The sequence below is a fragment of the bacterium genome (assembly GCA_021158245.1).
In the GTDB taxonomy this organism is placed as follows: Bacteria; Zhuqueibacterota; QNDG01; order QNDG01; family QNDG01; genus QNDG01.
The window spans coordinates 1-21,450 of the sequence record JAGGVB010000011.1 but is presented as its reverse complement, the minus strand read 5'-3'; the positions used below and the strand labels follow the sequence as shown (position 1 = coordinate 21,450).

The 21,450-nt window shown below is 39.1% G+C and carries 18 protein-coding genes; 17 read left to right on the top strand and 1 reads right to left on the bottom strand.

Annotated features, from left to right (window positions below):
• The 11 genes from J7K93_00645 to J7K93_00595 all read left to right on the top strand — a co-directional run bounded on the left by J7K93_00645 (position 1) and on the right by J7K93_00595 (position 12,951).
• On the top strand, positions 1-591 hold the full coding sequence (locus J7K93_00645; protein ID MCD6115498.1) for an RNA methyltransferase: 591 nt from the start codon (positions 1-3) through the stop codon (positions 589-591).
• Between the two features lie 458 nt (positions 592-1,049).
• Entirely contained in the window at positions 1,050-2,723 is a 1,674-nt protein-coding gene (locus J7K93_00640) for a right-handed parallel beta-helix repeat-containing protein (GenBank protein MCD6115497.1), read from the top strand.
• Between the two features lie 101 nt (positions 2,724-2,824).
• Positions 2,825-5,536: a hypothetical protein gene (locus tag J7K93_00635; GenBank protein MCD6115496.1), complete on the top strand. Its 2,712-nt coding sequence runs from the start codon at positions 2,825-2,827 to the stop codon at positions 5,534-5,536.
• A 542-nt stretch (positions 5,537-6,078) separates the two neighbouring features.
• Positions 6,079-6,525, top strand: a complete 447-nt coding sequence (locus tag J7K93_00630) for an exo-alpha-sialidase (protein ID MCD6115495.1) — start codon at positions 6,079-6,081, stop codon at positions 6,523-6,525.
• Positions 6,526-6,630: 105 nt separating this feature from the next.
• Complete coding sequence (locus J7K93_00625; protein ID MCD6115494.1) at positions 6,631-8,148, top strand: L-serine ammonia-lyase, iron-sulfur-dependent, subunit alpha; 1,518 nt, start codon at positions 6,631-6,633, stop codon at positions 8,146-8,148.
• A gap of 122 nt (positions 8,149-8,270) precedes the next feature.
• Entirely contained in the window at positions 8,271-9,428 is a 1,158-nt protein-coding gene (locus tag J7K93_00620) for a 6-bladed beta-propeller (protein ID MCD6115493.1), read from the top strand.
• Positions 9,425-10,126, top strand: coding sequence for an aspartate/glutamate racemase family protein (locus tag J7K93_00615; GenBank protein ID MCD6115492.1), 702 nt, complete (start codon positions 9,425-9,427; stop codon positions 10,124-10,126). Before J7K93_00620 ends, J7K93_00615 begins: the two co-directional genes overlap by 4 nt.
• Positions 10,127-10,217: 91 nt before the next feature.
• Entirely contained in the window at positions 10,218-11,291 is a 1,074-nt protein-coding gene (locus tag J7K93_00610; GenBank protein ID MCD6115491.1) for a hypothetical protein, read from the top strand.
• A gap of 51 nt (positions 11,292-11,342) precedes the next feature.
• A complete protein-coding gene (locus J7K93_00605) occupies positions 11,343-11,819 on the top strand; it encodes a hypothetical protein (GenBank protein ID MCD6115490.1) in 477 nt (158 codons plus the stop codon).
• 49 nt (positions 11,820-11,868) lie between these two features.
• A complete protein-coding gene (locus tag J7K93_00600) occupies positions 11,869-12,753 on the top strand; it encodes a hypothetical protein (protein ID MCD6115489.1) in 885 nt (294 codons plus the stop codon).
• A gap of 24 nt (positions 12,754-12,777) precedes the next feature.
• The gene (locus J7K93_00595; protein MCD6115488.1) at positions 12,778-12,951 is read left to right on the top strand and encodes a hypothetical protein; all 174 of its coding nucleotides are present in this window, start codon (positions 12,778-12,780) and stop codon (positions 12,949-12,951) included.
• A gap of 365 nt (positions 12,952-13,316) precedes the next feature.
• On the opposite strand, the gene J7K93_00590 is transcribed toward J7K93_00595, so the two are convergent.
• On the bottom strand, positions 13,317-14,459 hold the full coding sequence (locus J7K93_00590) for a hypothetical protein (protein ID MCD6115487.1): 1,143 nt from the start codon (positions 14,457-14,459) through the stop codon (positions 13,317-13,319).
• Positions 14,460-14,770: 311 nt separating this feature from the next.
• On the opposite strand from J7K93_00590, the gene J7K93_00585 reads away from it, so the two are divergent.
• From J7K93_00585 to J7K93_00560, 6 genes are all read left to right on the top strand, one after another.
• Positions 14,771-16,306 carry a TolC family protein gene (locus tag J7K93_00585; protein MCD6115486.1) on the top strand — a complete coding sequence of 512 codons (1,536 nt, stop codon included), beginning with the start codon at positions 14,771-14,773 and terminating at the stop codon, positions 16,304-16,306.
• 42 nt (positions 16,307-16,348) lie between these two features.
• Positions 16,349-17,845: a hypothetical protein gene (locus J7K93_00580; protein ID MCD6115485.1), complete on the top strand. Its 1,497-nt coding sequence runs from the start codon at positions 16,349-16,351 to the stop codon at positions 17,843-17,845.
• A 33-nt stretch (positions 17,846-17,878) separates the two neighbouring features.
• Positions 17,879-18,214, top strand: a complete 336-nt coding sequence (locus J7K93_00575) for a hypothetical protein (GenBank protein MCD6115484.1) — start codon at positions 17,879-17,881, stop codon at positions 18,212-18,214.
• A gap of 39 nt (positions 18,215-18,253) precedes the next feature.
• Positions 18,254-19,654 carry an ABC transporter permease subunit gene (locus J7K93_00570; GenBank protein MCD6115483.1) on the top strand — a complete coding sequence of 467 codons (1,401 nt, stop codon included), beginning with the start codon at positions 18,254-18,256 and terminating at the stop codon, positions 19,652-19,654.
• A gap of 78 nt (positions 19,655-19,732) precedes the next feature.
• Positions 19,733-20,449: an ABC transporter ATP-binding protein gene (locus tag J7K93_00565; GenBank protein ID MCD6115482.1), complete on the top strand. Its 717-nt coding sequence runs from the start codon at positions 19,733-19,735 to the stop codon at positions 20,447-20,449.
• 54 nt (positions 20,450-20,503) lie between these two features.
• The coding region (locus tag J7K93_00560) for an ABC transporter permease subunit (protein ID MCD6115481.1) at positions 20,504-21,450 on the top strand (947 nt) is incomplete at its 3' end.

The following is a 21,450-nucleotide window of genomic DNA, read 5'->3' as shown; positions in this document are numbered from 1 at the left end:
ATGGAAAAAGAGATTATAATCCGCTCTTTTGATACACATCTTGATGAAAAAGAGTGGGAGAAGATTGAGCGGTTTCCAGTTATTGCTGTGCTTGAGAATTTAAGAAGCGCATTTAATGTGGGATCAATCATAAGAACAGCTGACTCCGCTCTTTTAAGTCAAGTTATATGCTGCGGTATTACTGCACATCCGCCTCATCTGAAATTAGAAAAAACAAGTATGGGTTCCATTGATTATGTGAAATGTGACTATTCTGTTTCAGCACTGGATTCTGTTAAAAAATTAAAAAAAGAAGGTGTCAAAATTTATTCAATGGAGACAACTAATCTGAGTAAACTAATCTGGGATGTTGATTTTACACTTCCTGCTGCGCTTGTTATGGGGAATGAAGCACTCGGAGTTTCAAAAGATATCCTGGAAATTTCTGATGAAATTCTGGAAATACCAATGCTTGGATATAAAAATTCAATGAATGTTTCCGTTGCATTCGGGATTGCAGTATATGAAATACGGAAGAGATTCTGGAATAGTTTTCCAAAAGACAGCTGGATGAAAAAATTGGATGACTGGCCGAATTATATACAGGGATGATAGTTTATTCTAAAATAATAAGTCCTGCTGCTGAGTTTTAATCTGAGCTAATTATTATCAGAAGTTTGTAAATAATATATCTGAGGCTATTTTGTTGTCTGGTAGTGCTGCTGTGTGAAAAGTATATTTCTTAATCAAATAAAAATTGTTTTTAATGGAGTTAATATATCTATGGGCTATTGTTTATAATAGGCTCCCTACCTCTCCTGGAAAGTGCAGAGAGGAGGAGTGCAGTATAAATGAGTAAATATGTAAAATAGACATATTTGCACCGTATAAAACCAGCCGGTAAAGAAAAATATTTGACTTTAACTCCTTAATTTATTAATATTATCTACCATTCCTTTTGTTTTCGAAATACTGCTTAAAAGCTTTTCAGGCAGCGTAATTAATCGGGAAAGACTACAACCCAGTCTGAAGAGAAAATTATTTATTATTTCATATTAAAGGAGGCAGTTATGAACAGTGGTAATAATAAGATTCCCATGCTCATTTTTATTGTTTTGGTTTCATTTTTTCTCAGAGCGGAAGCAGATGAATACACTGTCACCAACACCAATGACTCAGGCAGTGGTTCTCTGCGCCAGTCCATAACAGATGCCAATAATCATGCAGGCCCGGATAATATAGTTTTTCATATTCCTGATTCTGACCCGAATTACGACGGATCACGCGGAGTGTGGGTAATAACGCCTTCCACAGAGCTGCCGCATATAACTGACGGAGAGCTGACTATAGACGGAGGAACCCAATCAGCCTTTATCGGGTCAGATGCAAATCCTGACGGGCCCGAGATAGTAATTGACGGTTCCAATAATACATGGGGCCACGGGATTTATTCAATTGCAAATGGTATTGTAATCGGAGAGCTTGTAATAAATAATTTCAGCAACGGAGGAGGAATCTTTTTTAAAAAAGTTGAAGGCGGTATGATTTACGGCTGTTATATCGGGCTTGATGCCAGTGGTATGAATGTAAAACCTAATTTTTCAGGTATCAGTATGTATTCTCATACGAACAATGTTACAATTGGCGAGCAAAACGGCAAGGCAAATATTATCTCAGGCTGCACCGGCGTGGGGATTTCTATTTCTGATACATGTAAACATAACAGTATAATCGGAAACATCATAGGACTCAACCGTACAAAGAGCGATACTCTCGGAAACGGATCATACGGTAATTACGGAGGAATATACATAGAAGCAATGTCAGACAGTAATAAAATCTTTGATAATTACATCGGCGGCAACAATTCTACAGGTATCTATGTATATCAATCCAGCTGGAATACAATAGAAAATAATTTTATCGGAACAAATAACGACTACACAGTAAATCTTGCAAACAGACATTATGGAATTATAATAGGATCAGATTATACAAATCCCGAACCTGCACAGTACAATAAGATTCTTTCAAACACCATAGGTTATAATAAAGTCTCCGGCATCAGGGTAATGGAAGCCGGCAGTATATACAACACTATTTCAATGAACTCTATTTCATTTAACGGCCCGTACGGAGGAATCTTTCTTTCGGCAAACGGGAATGAATGGAAAACTTCCCCTGTTATCCAGTCCGTGTCTTCTGCTGAGGTGACAGGCACATCCGAATCCGGGGATATTGTTGAGGTTTTCTGTGATGATAAAAGCGAAGGAAGTATCTATCTCGGCACAGCTAATGCAGATGCTTCGGGCAATTTTACCCTGTCTCTTTCCCAGCCCGTACCTCTTGATAACGTAACAGCAACTGCAACAGATGCAAAAGGGAACACTTCTTATTTCAGCAGTCCTTTTAATAAGAATACTTTCGTAGAAGCTGAGACTGCAATTCCGGAACGGTTCTCTTTTTCACAAAATTTCCCGAACCCGTTTAATCCGTCAACAACTTTATCTTATAATCTGCCGGCAGCATCCGAGGTTGAGTTAACGGTTTTTGATGTTAACGGAAGGCAGATAAAGATGCTGGAAAAAGGCATGCGTTCGGCAGGAAATCATGAAGTAAGATGGGAAGGTAAGGATGATAATCAAAACCCTGTTCCTTCGGGAATTTATATGGCCCGGTTACGCTGCAAATCAGAAGGGAAAAAATCAGTAATTATGAGCCGTAAACTGATGCTGATAAAATAAGGAGAAGATACGGGAAAATGAGAAAAACTATTGTCTTTATTGCGCTTGCAGCAGCCTTTTTTACAGGTTGTAATGAAAATCATACAAATTCGCTGTGGATGATTTCCGCTCCTGCAGGCAAAAAGTATACAAAAATAAATAAATCCGGAAGAACAGTTATACCTAACGGCAGATTTATCACACCTGCGGGAAGGTGCATTGTAACTGCCCCTCATCCTTTCGGACTGACATTGAGTCCTGACGGAAATACGGCAGTTACTGCTAATTCCGGAACATCGCCTTTGTCAATTACCATTATACGGAAAATTCTGTCGAAACATCCCGAAGTACAGCAGGTGCCTCCGGGGGCTTCAACTGACAGGGGAGTGCTGGCTTCGGTTTTTATGGGGCTTGCCGTATCACCTGATAACAAGACAATTTACGCGGCAGGGGGCCAGGAGAATAAAATTTATCTCTTTGATGTTAAGACAGGGAACAAAACAGGAGAGATCGACTGTGCTTCCGTATCAGGAAAAAACGACTATTCACACGGATATATCGGTGATCTTACTCTGACAAGAGACGGCAGTATACTTTACGCTGTTGACCAGATCGGGTTCAGAATGGTTGTTGTTGATACGGATCAAAAAAGGGTGGTTCATTCCGTGCCTGTAGGACGCTACCCCTTTGGAATTGCACTCTCTCCCTATGAAAAAAAGGTGTATGTGGCAAATGTGGGGATGTTTCAATATTCCCCCATAAAAACAGGCGACAGGACAAAAATAAAACCAATTTATTTTCCTGCTTTTGCTTTCGGATCAAAGGAGATGATAAAAGGTGTGAAAAACGATACAATTTCAATATCCGGACTGGGAGATCCGAACGCAATTGAAGCGTTTTCCGTATTTGCTGTTGATGTGAGCAATCCTGATTTTCCCCGAGTATATGCAAAAATCAAGACTGGGCATCTCGTGGGATCAATGGTTGAAGGGATTCCTGCTGTGGGAGGATCCAGCCCCAATTCCATTGTGGTAACTGATAAATATGTGTTTGTGAGTAACGGTAACAACGATAATATCTCTGTTATTTCAACAGAAAAAGATACAGTTGTGCATACAATTTCTCTTAAACCCGATCCGAGAATCCGCCAGTTCAGAGGAATAATACCTTTTGGCCTTGCAGTCAGCCCCGATCAAAAAAGGTTGTATGTTGCAGAGCCAGGGATTAATGCTGTTGGTGTGATTGATACCAAAAGCCTTAAAGTTCTGGGCCATATTCCTGCCGGCTGGTTCCCGTCAAAAGTTAAAGTAACTCCGGACGGTAAAAAACTGGCTATTGCTAATGCCAAGGGTTTTGGCAGCGGGCCCAACGGAGGAAAAAATTTTAAAATAGGAAAAGAAGGCAGCTACATCGGAGCATTGATGAAAGGAACCCTGCAGATTGTGGATATTCCTTCTGATGCACAGCTAAGAAAAATGACACAAAAGGTTATTAAAAATAATTTCAGGTTTAAGATATCCGATGACTCCCATTTCAATAAGAGAAAAAATAATCCCGTGCCGTTATATCCTGGACAAAAAAAGAGCCCTATAAAGCACATTGTTTTTATCTCCAAGGAAAACCGGACTTTTGACGAAATTTTCGGACAGGTTAAAAAAGCAGACGGGGATCCTTCTCTTGCCAGGTACGGTAAAGGGGTGACTTTCTTTAACAGGAGCAGAAAAGATTCAGTGGTAAACGCAACAGTAATGCCTAACCATCTTGCACTTGCACATCAGTTTGCCATATCTGATAATTTTTACGTAGACTCTGATGTTTCTGCAGACGGCCACCGCTGGCTTGTTAACACCTATCCTAATGAGTGGTGTGAAACATGCACACCTGCAAGTTACGGCGGGAACAGGAACTTTAAGCCAGGTTCAAAAGCACCCGGTGTTTATGCAATGAACGGGGCTGCAGGAGCTGTTTATCCCGAGGATTATAATGAAGCGGGATCAATGTGGGATCATCTTGAGCGGAATAAGGCAAGTTTTTATAATTTCGGTTTCAGCGTCATGTTTGAACCTGCTTTATATAAGCAGGAATATAAATATACGGGAATAAAGCAGTACATTAATTATCCCATGCCTCAGCCACTTTATTCCCGAACGTCTCATGTGTATCCAACTTTTAACATGGCTATTCCGGATCAATTCCGGATTGATCAGTTTATAAAGGAATTTAACAGGAAATGGATACACGGAAAAGAACAGATGCCGCATCTCCTGACAGTCATAATTCCAAATGATCACGGAGCAGGAGAACGCCCCAAAGCAGGATACCCTTTCAAAGAAAGCTATATGGCAGACAATGATCTTGCAGTGGGAAGGATTGTGGAATTTCTTTCCCATACTCCTTATTGGAAAAACATGCTGATTGTTATTACAGAAGACGATGCGCAGAACGGAGTTGACCACATTGATGCACACAGAAGTGTGCTTATGCTGATTTCTCCCTGGGTGAAAAGAGATTATGTGAGCCGTATTCATTACAGTTTCGGAAGTATATTCAAGACATTCTGGAATATCCTGGGACTGCCCTATCTCAATCAGTACGATGCAGGAGCTTCGGATCTGGCGGATTTCTTCACGGAAAACCCTGATTACAAACCATATACAGCTTTTGAAGTTGATAAAAGAATTTTTGATCCGCAAAAAGCTCTTGATCCTCTTGACGAGAAATTTGAATGGAAAGCTGTCAAAGAATCTCCGCAGCTTGATAATGTGGAAGATATGATCCGCGACAGTAAAGAGCAAGATAAATGGAGAAAGGAGCAAAGAAAGAAGAATCAATAGGGATATATTTATTTATTCATTATGGAGGATGACATGGAACACGCTTTATCGGCAGTTCAATTGTTGTTTTATCTTTTAAGCGGTTTAGGAATGTTTTTCCTGGGGATTGGAGTGCTTTGGTTTGTATCGGTTTACAAGGAAAAGAATAAGTAGTGTTACGCGCTCTATGCGTGGTTTTGATCGATACTGTTAGTAAATAGAAATGGACATGCCGATTACATTCGATTCCGAATATGATAGATTTATAAGATGTGCCATGGCAGGTGTATGAAGATAATTAATAAAAGGAAAGGGTGTGCATAATGGGAGACAAAGGCGGCAAGAAGGATAAAAACAAGAGTAAGAGACAGAAACAAAGTAAACAGGAACAAAAGGCAAAAAAAAAGTTCGATAAGCAGCCGAGGAGAACCCCGTAATCGGAAGCAGCTTGCAAAAATGTAAAGATTGCAATTCTTAAGCAAACTCGATTCCGGATAATAAAGGCAATAAGCAGTAACGGGTTTGATTTTACTATTGAAGATGGAATTCGTATAGACATAGGAGTGGCTAATGTTACACCGAACCTTTCCTTTGCAGGACACGGCAGAACCTGGATGCAGTTAGATGGCACATGGGCCATGCTGTTTTCAGGAAGCATGACAGGTGTGCCCAGACCAAGCAGGATTATGCTGGCAACTTCTTCAGACGGTTTAACCTGGCAGGTGGTGAACATTAATGTTTATGAAAAAGGACATGATCCTACTGTGATCAGGCTTAAAGACGGCCGCATTGCTGTTATTTTTGCATATCTTTTTGAATCTCTACAGGCCGGCTTTTCAGATGATGGCCTTACATGGACAGAGCCGGAAACGCTTACATTGCTTGATGAAAACGGCATTACACTGACAAGAATATACGGAGATGTTGCCTTAATGAGGCTGATGGACGGAAGTTTCAGGTTAATGGCAAATGATACTGATGGTATTGTGAGTTTTGCTCCGCAAATGTAGGGAAGAGTCTTTTGAGATGGAATTTCATCGTATTATCTTTTAATTTTAAAAATGGAAGGATTTGTGACCTATTCCAGCATATTTAATGATGTTATCGGCCCGGTGATGCGCGGGCCGTCAAGTTCACACAGTGCAGCTGCATGCCGAATTGGGCTTCTTGCACGAGATCTGATTGCCGGTAAAATAGAAAATGTTGTAATTGATTATGACCCCAACGGTTCACTTGTTACCACTCATGAGAGCCAGGGAACTGATATGGGACTTTACAGCGGCTTGCTTGGGTGGAATCCTGATGATGAGAAAATGAAGGATTTTAGGCAGGGAATAAAAGAAGCCGGAATAAACATAAAGGTCAATTACACAAGTTACGGTGCTAAGCATCCGAATACATACAAAATTAAAATATCAAATTCACAAATTTCTCATACAATGACTGCAATATCAACCGGCGGCGGAGCTGTTGAAATTACAGAAATTAACGGTGCTGAAGTTTCTATCAGCGGAGATTATTATGAACTGATTGTTTATTATGACAATTTCGAAAATGTAAAATCTTCTATTTCTTCCTCAATTAATTTTGATTTTCTGGAATACAAGAAGGGCGCAAAAAATTTCATAGAGATAAAAAGTCATGTTCAGTTTTCCAGTTCCGATATCGAAAAAGTTAAAGCAGTACCCGGTGTTAAAAATGTGAGTTATTTAAAACCGGTATTACCTGTGCTTTCACGTAAAAATGTAAAAGTCCCTTTCTTGTACTGCTCGGAAATGATGGAATACTCAAAGCAAAAAAAAATAAATATCTGGCAGGCTGCAGTTGATTATGAAAGTTACCGGGGAGAAATCACAGAAAAAGAAGTGTTTGAAAAGATGCGTAAAATTGTCCATGTAATGGGTCAATCAATTAAAATAGGGTTAAAAGGCACGTATTATGAGGATAGAATTTTACAATGCCAGTCTGCAGGATTTAAAGAGAAGATGGATAAGAAGGCCTTACTTAACGGAGGAATGTTGAATACAATTGTTCTTTATGTAACTGCTGTAATGGAAGTAAAAAGTTCCATGGGTGTTATTGTGGCAGCTCCAACAGCAGGTTCATGCGGAACAATTCCCGGCTCAATCCTGGGAGCAGCTCATTTAATGAATAAAGATGAAGATGAAATTGTTAAAGCTATGCTGGCGGCTGGAATAATGGGAGTTTTTATTTCCGAGCATTCAACTTTTTCCGCAGAACTTGGCGGGTGCCAGGCTGAATGCGGAGCAGCATCTTCTATGGCTGCTGCAGGCCTTGTTTATCTTGCAGGAGGCACATTTAAGCAGAGTACTGCAGCTGCATCTATGGCACTTCAGAATTCCCTTGGAATGATATGTGACCCGGTTGCAAATCGCGTAGAAGTGCCATGTCTTGGTAAAAATGTAATGGCAGCATCTAATGCTGTATCATGTGCAAATATGGCTCTGGCAAATTTTGATCAGGTTGTGCCTTTTGATGAGGTTGTGGACACTATGTTTGATGTCGGCATGAGCCTTCCACGCGAACTCCGATGTACTGCTTTGGGAGGACTCTCAGTTACGCCTACTGCAAAAGCTCTGGAAAAAAGACTTCAAAAATTTAAATCGTGCTGAAATGAACTACTATATGATACATAAATTCACTGGTATTAATATTAGGTAAAAAAAGACAGGGTATACAGAAATCTGCTTATTTAAAAGGGAATAGTCTGAGCAAACTACTCACAGGAGGAAAAATGAAACGGATTTTAAGCTGCTTTGTAATTATTACATTGTTATCAGGAATATCATGCATAAAAAAAAGTAACCAACCTGTAGTTGTTATAAAAGATGGAGTAGAAATTGTGCAGAACAGAAGAGTCCCGCTCTACCCTGAAAAAACTGTACAGTTTATTGAAGATCTTAAAATCGGCGGAGAAAATGAAAACGGGAAAATTAAACTTTTTCAGCCCCGCCATATTGCTGTAGACAAAAATGGAAGTATTTTTGTCAGCGATGTTTCGGATAAATCCATAAAAGTGTTTGATAAGAATGGAAAATATTTGGGTACAATTGGTCGTAAAGGAAGCGGTCCTGGTGAGTTCCAGAGTATAGGTGTTATGAGATTTTTGCCAAATGACAATCTAATTGTAATGGATTGGCGAATGAGAAGAGTTAGTTTCTTTACTATAAGTGGAAAGTTTTTACAAAGTTTTCAGATGAAAAACAACTTGAGTGGAATTTACCTGACAACAGATTCAACAATTACATGTAGGGAAAATATTTACTCGGAAGAGAAAAAACTTTATATTAAAAGTTTTGACCTGAACGGAAATGAAAAGCTTTTATGGGGGCAGTTTAAACCTGAAGAATTTAAAATGCTGAGAAGCGGGAATACCACATTCGGAATTAATGTACCGTACCTGCCGTGCTCAATATTTACAGGAGATGAAAAGAACGGATGGCTTTACCACTGTCTAAACAGTAAGTATCTGATAGAAGTTTATAATAAAAAAGGGGACTTATTCAGAAAAATCGAAAGGTTATATAAACCCGTACCTGTTACATCTGCAGAGAAAGAAGAATATGTTAAAAGTTTTGAAGATAATCCCAATAAAGTTTTTGTAAAGATGGCAAGAGAAGTAAAACTCCCCAAGGTGAAAACAATTACAGAGTATATGATTGTTGATGAAAAAGGGAATCTGTGGGTAGAGACAATGGAAACAAAGAAGAAAGACGACAAGGAGTTTTATGCATACGATATTTTTAATGATAAAGGATTTTATACAATGAAAGTTTGGTTGAGTATAACGCCGAAAGTATTTGCAGGAGGCTATATGCACAGCATAGTAAGAGATTCATCTGGAATAGCATCAGTCAAAAGATATAGAATTATAGAAAGAGATCGTAAATGAAAACAATAGGAATGATAGGGGGAATGAGCTGGGAATCTACTCTAACATATTACCAGCTTATCAACGAGGGAATTAAAAAATCCATGGGTGGGCTTCATTCTGCCAAAATCTGTTTATACAGCGTGGATTTTGATGAAATAGAAAAACTCCAGCATAAGGGAGACTGGAAAGAAGCAGCAAAAGTACTTTCCGATGCAGCGGTTAAAATAGAGGCCTGTGGAGCGGATTTTCTTGTTATCTGTACAAATACTATGCATAAACTCGCTCCTGAAATTGAATCGAGTATTTCTATCCCGGTTCTGCATATTGCTGATGCTACAGGTGAACAGTTGAAAAAAGACAGAGTTACAAAAGCCGGCCTGCTTGGCACCATGTTTACAATGGAACAGGATTTTTACAGGGAAAGGCTTAAACAAAAGCATGGAATAGAGGTACTTGTTCCGAAAGAGCAGGACAGGGACATTGTGCATAAAGTCATTTATAAAGAGTTGTGCCTCGGCAGCATTGTTGAAAGTTCCAGAAATGAATTTATCCGTATAATAAATAATCTGAAAAAAAGAGGAGCAGAGGGAGTGATTCTTGGCTGTACTGAAATCCCTCTGCTTATAAAACAGGAACATACGAGTGTCCCGCTTTATGATACAACAAAGATACATGCGGAGGCAGCTGTTAGGCTCGCTGTCGATACTGATATTTAAAATAAGACGGCGGCCTTGCCTTAGCAAAGCCGCCCTTTAAAACTGTTTGGACTATCTGTCTATTTTTCCATAAAAATTACGGACTCCCGCTATGAGAAAAAATTCCATTCTCAAATTATCAGCTTTTATAGTGCTGGTATTTATTTTATTTCTCTGTTCTCATGGAACTAAAGATAATGAAAATATAATCAATCTAAGCCAGGTTAATCCTGCAAGACTGCCTTACGGGTTTACAAAAGAACTTTTTTCTGAGGGTGAGTCCAATTTTAACTTTATTGATATAAACGGAGACGGGATTGATGAAGTACTCTGGGTTGCAATATCCAATGACACTTTCAACCTGACTATGAATCAAGCAATTTTATACAATTCCGAAAAACAAACCATTGATGTAAAATCATTTACAGGTATTATATATATATCAGATAAACAGTATGATATTGATAATGACGGATATAAAGAGATATTTATTTCCGAGCAATTGGGAGATACCCTGTTTCTTCATATCTGGTCTCCTGCGGAAAAGAAGATGGTGAGTAATGTTCTGGCTTGTAATACTCATCAGTCTGATCGTAAATGGCAATGTGAAGATAAACTGCTGGGTGCGAAAGATATTAACGGCGACGGATTTGCCGAATTATTTATTGCTGTAGTAACGGATTTTGCCTATCAGCCGAGGTATATATGTGCATACGATGCGGTTCATAAAAATAAAGTCTGGCAATATGATATGGGCGGTGCAGTTGCAAATGCTGTAATCTACGATTATGACCATGATGGAGAGGATGAAATTATCTGCGGCACCAGCTCCCCTGATAACGGGAAGGATGCTGTAGGCAAAAATTATATAGTAAACGGAATAAGTGATGAATATACGTATTTTATTATACTTAATCTCTTAGATGGAAATTCTGAAAAAGTTGTACCTGTCGGCGGTGCTTATGAACATTTGAATGTGGGGATTTATGATTGGAAAGGTGACGGCACCTCTGATGCACTCGTGTTGAATACAGGCCAGGGAAGGACATTGTGTTTTATTGCACCCTTTGACGTTGAAAGAGATTCTCTTTACCCACAAATAACATTTGCAGGAGACATACCGGAATTATTTATAAATTTTGATGCCGGCAGCAGGGACGGAATTGATGAATTACTTACTGTATGAAGGAGCGGCTGTTTAAGACTCTATGATTCGAATCTCGAATTTCTGCAATCCATGCATTTTCCTGACTTAACTATTACTGATATATTCAGTTATGATGTTCCGGGGAACTCTGAAAAGGAAATCGTTCTCATAGGTAAATATTCGGGGAAGAGCATTGTATTAATTCTGGGCAGGAATTTAAAAGTGCTGGCTTATGAGGATGAAATCAGGGCATATACCCGATTTTTTAACAGCAAGCTTCAGGTTAAACCGTATTTGACAGGAATGTCAGATAATAATTTTTACCTTCTCGGTTTTAAAAAGCAACCCTTACATTTCTTGCCATTTGCAGGTGCGTGGAAAGAATTCGGCATGGGCGTTCTGTTTACAATCCTCGGTATTGTTCTGCTTCTGCTTGTTTTACGGCCAAGATACAGGCTGAATGACATGAAAAGTATTTTTAATACATTGTACCATAACGAGGCAACAGGATATTTTCTTGTTGATATGAAAGGCATGTTTAAAACCGTTAATTATCTTGTTCCTTAAGTGGATATCTAAGAAATCTGATGCTGTAAATCATAAGCAGTATCATGATGTGCTTGAGAAGACAGAATTTTTCTGGCTTTCCGAACGTCTCGACAAATTTATTCATGAAAATGAATATTTTATTACTTTTGAATACCAAAGCCATAACAGCAGATATTATGTTGTTAAAATGATTCAGATTCCTTTTCCAGTGCTGTTTTCAAATATGAGTATAATCATTGTTCAGGATGTTACTGCTTTTGTTCAGTCTAAGCGTGCTGTTGCATGGGCAAGTATGGCACAGAAGCTTGCACATGAAATTAAAACACCTTTATCAACTGTGCTGCTGTCTGCACAGCAGATTGAAGCAAAGTCGTCAACAAAAAAATATGTTCGTCATATTCTTGAACAGGTAGAGCGGCTTCAGACACTGACTGATGATATGCTCAAATTCGCCCATATTGAAAAAATCAGGATGGAAACGGTTTTAATCAATGACCTTATTCTGGAAACACTTAAAGCGCTTAAAATTCAGATAGGTTCCTCTGTAAAAGTAAAAACAAAACTTGAAGAAAACCATCCCTCTCTGAAGGGCGATAGACAGCAGCTTTCAATTGTTATTAAAAATTGTATGTGCAACAGTTTAAATGCCATGCAGGGCAAAGGGATTCTTTATATAAGTACAAAGCTGATAGAACATAAGCAGGCTTCTTCTCAAAAAGAAAGAATGCACTGGATTAAAATTGAAATTAAAGATACCGGAAAGGGCATGACAAAAAAAGAACTGAGCATGCTTTTTCAGCCTTTTTTTACAAAATCTGGCAATGGTACGGGTTTGGGCATGGTAATTGTAAAGAAAATTGTTGATGATCACCGCGGTACAATTGAAGTAGAGAGTAAAAAGGGCATTGGGACTAATGTAAAAATTACATTGCCCGGAAACCTCCCGTTGTAAATTTACAGTCCGGAGAAAAAATATATGAGTAAAGGATCGACAATCCTTATTGTTGATGATGATGCTTCTTTTTGTGATGTACTTACTGACATTCTGGAAGAAGCAGGTTACTCTGTTCTGTCTTGTCCTGAAATAGGTTGTCACTTTTTCCTTTTATTTTTTTTGTCAGGAGAGATAATGTCACCCTTTCAGGGTTAAAAATATTTTATATTAAACAAATTCTACAATCCTTACACCCCTTCGGGGTTGAAGATAAAATGTATTGAAATTTCCGGTTGGAAATTTTCAGATGCCGGAGAAAAAATCTCAATCCTGTCATGCCCGCGCAAGCGGGCATCCAGAGGGGAGGTGGTAGAGAGTAACATACATACCCAACCCCAGGCCCCTGGATTCCCAATAAAAGATTTTGGGAATGACGCCCCGGAGCACAGTTGGGGCGGAGATTTTCAGATGCGGGAGAGATGTTTCAGTGGTATCCCTTTATACCATTAACCGCATACTTCCAAATAGAACTCGGAAGAACCAAAATTCATAATTGAGGAGGATTGCAACAGCTTATACTGCTACTTTAATTCAATTTTAAATCTATCATTGTCAATGTAAATTTTCCCATCATCTGTTTTATCCAATACCTGAAACATAACAGAGGTGTTTGTATATTTTTCAAATTCTTTATTGGCTATTTTTCTATTTTTTAAATCAATCAATAAATACTGTTCTTCCTCGCGTGAACCTTCTCCCACTGCATTGTTCGGTACTGAATGTAAAATAGCCCAGCCGGCATTCTCAGGCCAATCTACATAAGTAAAGACAGAAGAGGTGTCTTTGTAAATTACAACTCCTTTTTTACCAGTGATATCTGCCAGCAGTGTATTATCATTCTTTATATAGACATTTGATATTTGAAAATATTTATCAGGATAAGGTGTAATAAATCTGTTATTAAAAAATATTTCGGAAATACAAACATCGTCATATTTTATACCTGGATAAGAGTCTGTAATTTTAAGTTTTATAATAAAAGAAGGAGAGAAAGATCGGGGAAGGCTGCCTCCTGCAAGTTTTTTATATTGCGGGCCGGAAAATTTCTTTGCCTGTTCCAATGCTTGTTTTTGAAATTCAAGCAATGCTTTCTCATTAAAATTCAATGGAAATGATTGTATGCCGAATGTGTCAGTAAGGTTAATTGTTTTATTAATCCCGTATTCTTTCAAGATATAGAAACTGGCAACTTCAGTGCTGAATCCATCAGGATAAAATGCTGCAAATAAGCATAAGTTGATTTTTTTTGGGCGGGCATTGGCGTAAAATAATTTTTTACTCTTTCCGTATCCAGAAAAAATATTGAGAATTATTTTATCAAGATTAATCTTATCAGGCAAACGGATATAAATGGCATTATTTTTATTTGTTTTTGAAGAACCTGATACCCAGCATGTTTTTAAATAACCGTCAAACAAATTTGAAGATGGATATGGATTCCCCGCTGAGGGATGAAACATGTCTTTGATATCTTCAGAAAAAAATTCAACATAGGGGTTAAAATCATTCTTATCCAACAGAAAAATTGTACTTAAATTATTATTCCCCTGTGCCGAAATACCTTTGGGCAGACAAAACAGAAAAAACAATACAGCAATAAACAGGCTGTAATAAACATTTAAGTTCCGTAACCATTTCTGCATGGTATTTTTCTTAGTTTTCATTCTTGTATTTATCCTCACTGTTGTTCATCAGTAAATCTCGTATATTGTAATGATTGATTTTTCAAAAGTCAAGCAGAACAATAAATTTTAATAGCCTGCAATCTGAGTAATTGGTTTTACAGCAGATGGGTAATCAGTTACACGAATTGCCTGGCGAAGCTTGTTGCCCGTGTAAGAATGTCTCAATATAAATCAAATAGAAACAGTATGATATTAACTGTTGTGAATAAAGATAAAATTGATGGCACAGCCCTTGCATATACATATCAGAAATGTAAAAAAGACGAGTCCTGATTACGGAGGTTTAGTTAATGCAAAGAAACAACAAGCTTATGTTAATTTTTCTGCTGACATGTTTGACTGTATCGCGTCTTTATGGCCTTGGACAAAGAATTTTATCTTATGACGATGCCGTTCAGATTGCACTGCACCGGAGTTATACGGTCAAGTCATATCAGGAAGAGAAGAACGCAATGCAGTTCTATTTTAATTTTTACAAGGCCATGTTTAAACCTCGTATGGATTTGAGTGTGTTTGCTCCAAGCTGGAAGGAGAATGTGATTAGAGTGCAGAGGCCGGACGGCTTGCCGGTATATAATTCCTTTGGTACAATGCAGTTCGGTGCAGATATTACCTTTACTTATATGCTTCCCACAGGCGGTAATTTTGCACTGCATTCTCTCATGTACAGAGATAACCAGGTTACTACTTTACCGCTTCAGAATTATGCAGTGCTGAGAACGAATCAGGCTTATTCGAGTTTGAGCCTCAGCTTTACACAACCTGTTTTTACACGCAATACTCTGAAAGAGAATCTGATAGAAGCAAAATATGAACTTGAGCGTTCAACCAGTGTTTTCACAAGGCAGCAGATGAATATAATCTATAATGTTACTGCAGCTTATTACAATATATACAGACTGACACGTAATGTTGAGATTGCACAGGAGCGGCTCAAAAATTCGGAAGAGTCTCTGCGTATTGCACAGCTTAAAGCAAAAACCGGGCGTATTCCAATAGGCGATGTTCTTATCAGCAAGGTCGATGTAGCAACGAACAAGGGGAATTTGTCGGAAGCAGTCGCTTCTCTGCAGCGCAGCAAGGATGATTTCAAGCAGCTGATAGGTTTGAGGCTTGATGACGATTTCCAAATCCTGACAGACTTAAAGTATGATACTTTTGAAGTTGATGAGGAAAAGGCTGTATCAGAAGCATTGAAACACCGTATGGAGCTGAAAGAGACAGAATTAAACTATAATCTGCAGGAGATAAGATTAGACAGAGCAAGACGGGTAAGAGAGCTGAGCGGTAAAATTTCGGCATATTATGATATTACAGGTGTTAGCACCATCGGTGCAGGCACAACCGGGGAGTTGTTTGAATCTTCTTTTAAAAATTTTACCGACCGGCCGCCGAACAGAGGAGTCACTTTTACACTCTTGTATCCGATTTTTGACTGGGGGCGCGGTTCATCAAGAGTTCAGCAGGAAAAAGCAAATTTAAACCGCAGACAGCTTGACATTGATAATATGAAAGTAACAATTGTAAAACAGGTTAGGGACATAATCCGCAGTCTGCACGAAGCGGAAAACAGGCTGGATATATTAGAGCAGAATCAGAAAGTATCAGAGCGCAGTTATAAAATAAGCCGTATCAGGTTTGAGAACGGTGATCTTTCAAGCCAGGATTTGTCCCGTGAGCAGGAACGGCTTGCGCAGTCCCGGCTTGATTATCTTAATGCATTTATTACATATCAGCTTACAATTGCAGATTTGAAGCGGAAAACACTCTGGGATTTTAAAAATAACCGCAGTTATCTGAAAGAAGATTATTTCTCGGAAAAATAGTTATATGAATAAAAGAAACAATCCCGATTAAGGAGTACAGATATGAGGATAAATAAAACGAGAGCTGTAAAAATTATTCTGGCATTGATGTTGTCTGCCGGAAGTTTGTATGCCCAAAAATCCGGAACTGATCAGGCTGCGCTGCTGCTGGATCTGAAGAAAGCCAGAATAAATTATGAGGCGGCAAAAAAGCATTTTGAAAATGACAAACGTTTGTTCAGCCAGGATGCAATCTCAAAGAATGAATTTGAACATTCAAAAAATAGTATGCTTGGCAGCCAGGTGGAGTATCAGAAATTAATTCTTCGTGTAATTTCAGAACAATCTTACATTGTAATTGAGCGTGCGGTAAAGTATCAGACACGTTCCAGACAGCGTAAGGTAAGGGTTGTTTTAAAGAGTACTGCCAGCGGAAATGAAGAGTACCTTAAATTTTTCAAGCAGAACAATGATGTTTTTACTTCCGAAATGCGGCCTGATAAAGTTTACAATATTTTTGTGTCTCTGCTGAATCTTAAAGATAAAACAATTATAGGCGATCCGTACGAAGCTCATATCCCGTCAATTAAACTTGGCGGCAGAGCTGTGGTCAACTTTACGCTTCTGCGGGATGTGGAAAGCTTGCAGATTCTTCTGAATTACGGAGACCGCTCCGAAACCAGGAATGTATATCTTCAGCAGGATGCCAGCGCAGACATTATTGATATTGTTTCCGTGCAGTTTTCACAAGAGGCAAATCTCGGTGCCCGTGCAACGTATGATTTAAATCTTGAGAGGTTTTCCAGCGGTAATGATATTTATAAGCTTGAGATAGCAAATCTTCCGAGGCAGGTTTCCTATGAATTTATAGACCCTTCAACTAATGCGCGTCTTTCTCAGGTTAGTTTCCCTCAGGGTGTAACGTCAAAAAGGCTCTCTCTTATTGTTTACCTGCCTGACCGAACTGATGATAAGGTTGTTATTGACAGTCCTATTGAATTTTATTCATTAGTACTTCCGCAGACAGAACTGGCAAAACTGAATGAGATGAAATTAAATAATATGGTCTCAGCTGATGATTTGAGAAAAATCAATGCAGGAAAGGTTAAACTGGAATTGATTCCGCGCGGTGTGGGAAAGATTGAAGTCAGTGTTCCGACACTTTATCATGAAATTAAAACAGGCCAGCACGTTGAAATAACTGCCACAATAAAAAATACAGGAACGCGCCGCCTTGATAACATCAAGATAAAAGCTGATATTCCGCCTTCGTGGAAAGCAGAAGTTGAGCCCAGCCTGATTTCCAGCCTTGGTGTAGAGGATGAAGTTCACGTAAAACTTATTCTTACTCCTCCTGAGGATGTGGGAGTAGGAGCACAGGAAGTAAAAATTAAAACAGAGGCTGTGGCTGACAACAGGGCAGTGCAAACAGAGGATAAAACTGTGCGTATACAGATTTCCGCAAAAGCACCGCTGCTCGGAAGCCTGATCCTTATTTTTCTTCTGATCGGACTGGTTGTAGGGATAGTTGTTTTTGGCATAAAACTGTCAAAAAGGTAGATTTAGATAATTATTGTCACAGGGAGCATGAAAATGTTTGTTACATTATTATTAAAAGAGATACATAACGGATTATTCAGCCTTAAATTTATGGTTGCTTTGATTCCCTGTCTAATATTGATTCCGCTGGGTATGTATATTAAACTCAAGGATTATCAAAGACGGCTTTATAGCTATGAGCAGTCTGTTAGTATCTATCAGCAGGAACATCCTGGTGAAAGGAGCATTGTCAGGGGGGGCAAAGCGTTCAGGAAGCCGTCAGATTTAAGTATTGTCTCAATCGGTCCGGACTTAATACTGTTTTTATTATTTAACATCCTTTTGTTCGCGGGGACTTATATGTCATTTTTAAGATATGATGTCCGATAAAAATATTTGAAATTGTCAACAGGAAAGGAAGGTCTACTGATGCTGAAAACTTTAATCAAGAAAGAATTAATGGAGAATATGTTGAGTTTCAGGTTTTTAATCACATTATTGCTTTGTGTGGTATTAATTCCTCTCGGAATTTTTGTGAGCAGTAAACAGTATGAAAACAGCAGGAACGACTATCAGCAGTCTTTGACGCTTTATCAACAGAGCATGCAGGGCATGAAAAACGCAGTTAATGTAGAAGCAAAGGGAATGCGGCCTCCGTCGCCTTTCAGTATTTTTGCCGGAGGTTTGGATAAATCTCTGCCTAATGAGATTGTATCTTCAAGAACAAAAGGGCTGCTTCTGAACAATAACAGAACAATGGATTCGCCGCTTTCCACTCTGTTCGGAAGAATGGATTTTCTTTTCAGTATCAGTGTTGTAATGAGCCTTCTCGCTATTATGTTCACTTTTGATGCTGTGACGCGTGAAAAAGAGGAAGGAACTCTCAGACTGGCTCTATCAAATGAAATTCCGAGATATAATATTATTATTGCCAAGTATATAGGGAATTTTATTACATTTCTGATCCCCTTTATAGCGGCCATGTTAATCAGTATTATCATACTCAGCCTGTCCGGAGTTATTCCGGTATTCCAATCAGGGAATATGGCGAGGCTGCTGTTAATCATGGGCGTTTCCCTGTTGTTCATATCTGCATTTTTTAATCTGGGGTTAATGGTTTCTTCTCTGACTCAGCGCTCCCTGACTTCTCAGATAACTCTTCTTTTCCTATGGGTTCTTCTCGTGTTTGCCATGCCGAGAGCAAGCGGTATGATCGCAGGAATTATTAAGCCGGTAAAGACCCTGCAGACAATAAATCTTGAGAAGTCCCTGATCAGAAAAAATATCGATGATGAGAAGGCCACTGCCCTGCAGAATGCTTTCAGGAAATCTTTATCGGAAAATCCAAATAAATCTGCTCCCGGTTATGATGAAGTGCGTACTCCCATTGTGGCTGATCTGAGAAAAAAAGAGCAAAAGCTGCTTGCTGCTGTAGATAATGATTATCAGAACAGAAAAAATTCTCAATTAAAGATTGCTTCTGTCTTAGCCCGAATCTCTCCTCTGGCATCTTTAACATTTGCTGTGACCGAGCTGACAAATACCGGCCTGCTGCAGATGGATAATCTGTTTAATTCATCGCAGGAATTCCATAATGCCGCTGTCAGGGAAGTCCATTCGAAGGGATATCAGGATAATATCCCCGGTGTCGGGATGCGTATGAGTATGGGATGGATTTCAGCAAAGGATATCCCACAGTATCATTTTCAGCCTACTTCCTTAAGCAGAGACCTGCAGGCGAGCTGGTTGGATATTTTCCTGCTTGTTATGTTTAATGTGCTGTTTTTTACAGCAGCTTATGTAGGATTTTTAAAATATGATGTAAGGTGAAAGGTTATTGTTCACTGTTTATCATGAACAGAAAAAATAAAAAAATATTAAATAGTAAACGAAATCGGAGGGCCAGCAATGTTACAGGCAATTGATTTAACCAAGCGTTACGAAGACGGTATTCTTGCTTTGGATCATGTTAATTTCGAAGTCAAGGCTGGTGAGATTTTCTGCATGCTTGGTGCAAACGGAGCAGGTAAAACAACAACTATTAACCTGTTTTTAAATTTTATCGAACCTACAGACGGGAAAACCCTTATTAACGGAATTGATTCGGCAAAAGAACCGCTCAAAGCAAAAAAGTACGTTGCTTATGTATCGGAAAATGTGATGCTCTACAGCAATTTCACAGCTCGCCAGAATCTTGATTTTTTTGCCAAACTGGGCGGAAAGACTGATCTAACAAAAGAGGATTATTACCAGGTTATGCGTCAGGTCGGCCTTCAGGAAAAGGCATTTGAAGCCAAACTGAAAACATTTTCAAAAGGTATGCGCCAGAAACTGGGAATTTCAATTGCAATAATCAAAGATGCACCTGCTATCCTTCTCGATGAACCAACTTCCGGCCTTGATCCTAAAGCATCCGCTGAATTTCAGAAAATTCTGCTTGACCTGAAGGAAAAAGGCAAGTCCATTTTCATGTCAACTCACGATATCTTCCGCGCGAAAACTGTTGCTGACCGGGTGGGTATCATGAAAGAAGGGCGTCTTGTGATGATGAGAACGCGGGAAGAGTTTCTCGAAGAGAATCTGGAAAAACTCTATCTTGATTATATGCAGGAAAAAACAGCGTAATTTGAAAAGTTTAATATAGTAATTTTGAATCCAGTATTAAGGAGCAAAAAATCAATGCTTTTTACAATTGCAAAACGCAGGTTTCTGGCCAATATTTTAACTTCCCGTTTCATAGTGGCTGCTGTTTTAATAGAAATTCTTTTTATTTCAAGCACTGCTGTTTTGATAAGGGGGTATGCTAGGAGGCAGCAGCAATTCCATACGGAAGTGCAGAAACATGATAAAGAGATGAGCAATGCAGATGTGTATGCTCAGCTTTCCGTGCGCCTGGACAGACCTCCCGAGCCTTTGAGCATTTTCAGTGCAGGTGCGGACCGCAGAATTGCCGGAAGTGTATCAGTGGCACATAATGCGGCACCGGTGATGATCGGCGGTGCTGAGGAAGATAATCCTTTGCTTTCCGTGTTTTCCAGTCTTGACATGATAACCATTATTCAAATTATTTTAAGCCTGACAGTGCTGCTATTTTCCTATAATGTGGTTTCTGAAGAGAAAGAAAAGGGCACTCTGCGCCTGGTATTTTCCAATGATCTTCCCCGGCATACATTTCTTGCAGGGAATATTCTCGGCGGATTGCTCAGTCTTTTTCTGCCTCTTCTCGTGGGCTTTTTATCTGCATTTCTGCTGGCTTATCTGCACCCGGCCATTCAGCTGAACGGCACAGATATGCTCCGTCTGATTCTTGTTATTCTGGCGGCAATGCTGTTCTTATCTGTTTTTTATTCTCTCGGAGTCCTTTTTTCAATTTTGATGAAACGTTCTTCAACATCTCTTGTTTTTCTGCTTTTTATCTGGGTTTTTCTCGTCATTCTTCTGCCGCCGGGAATAATCTCCATTGTGAGGCAGATTAAGCCGGTTGAGAGCCAGTCTATTATTGATCAGCAGGCCGAAGCATTGCGGAAAGAGTGGAATAAAAAATTATGGGATTACACGGATAATCATCCCCGGCCGGAATTTATCAGGGAGTTTATAAGAGACCGTTATGTCAAAACAGGTTATTT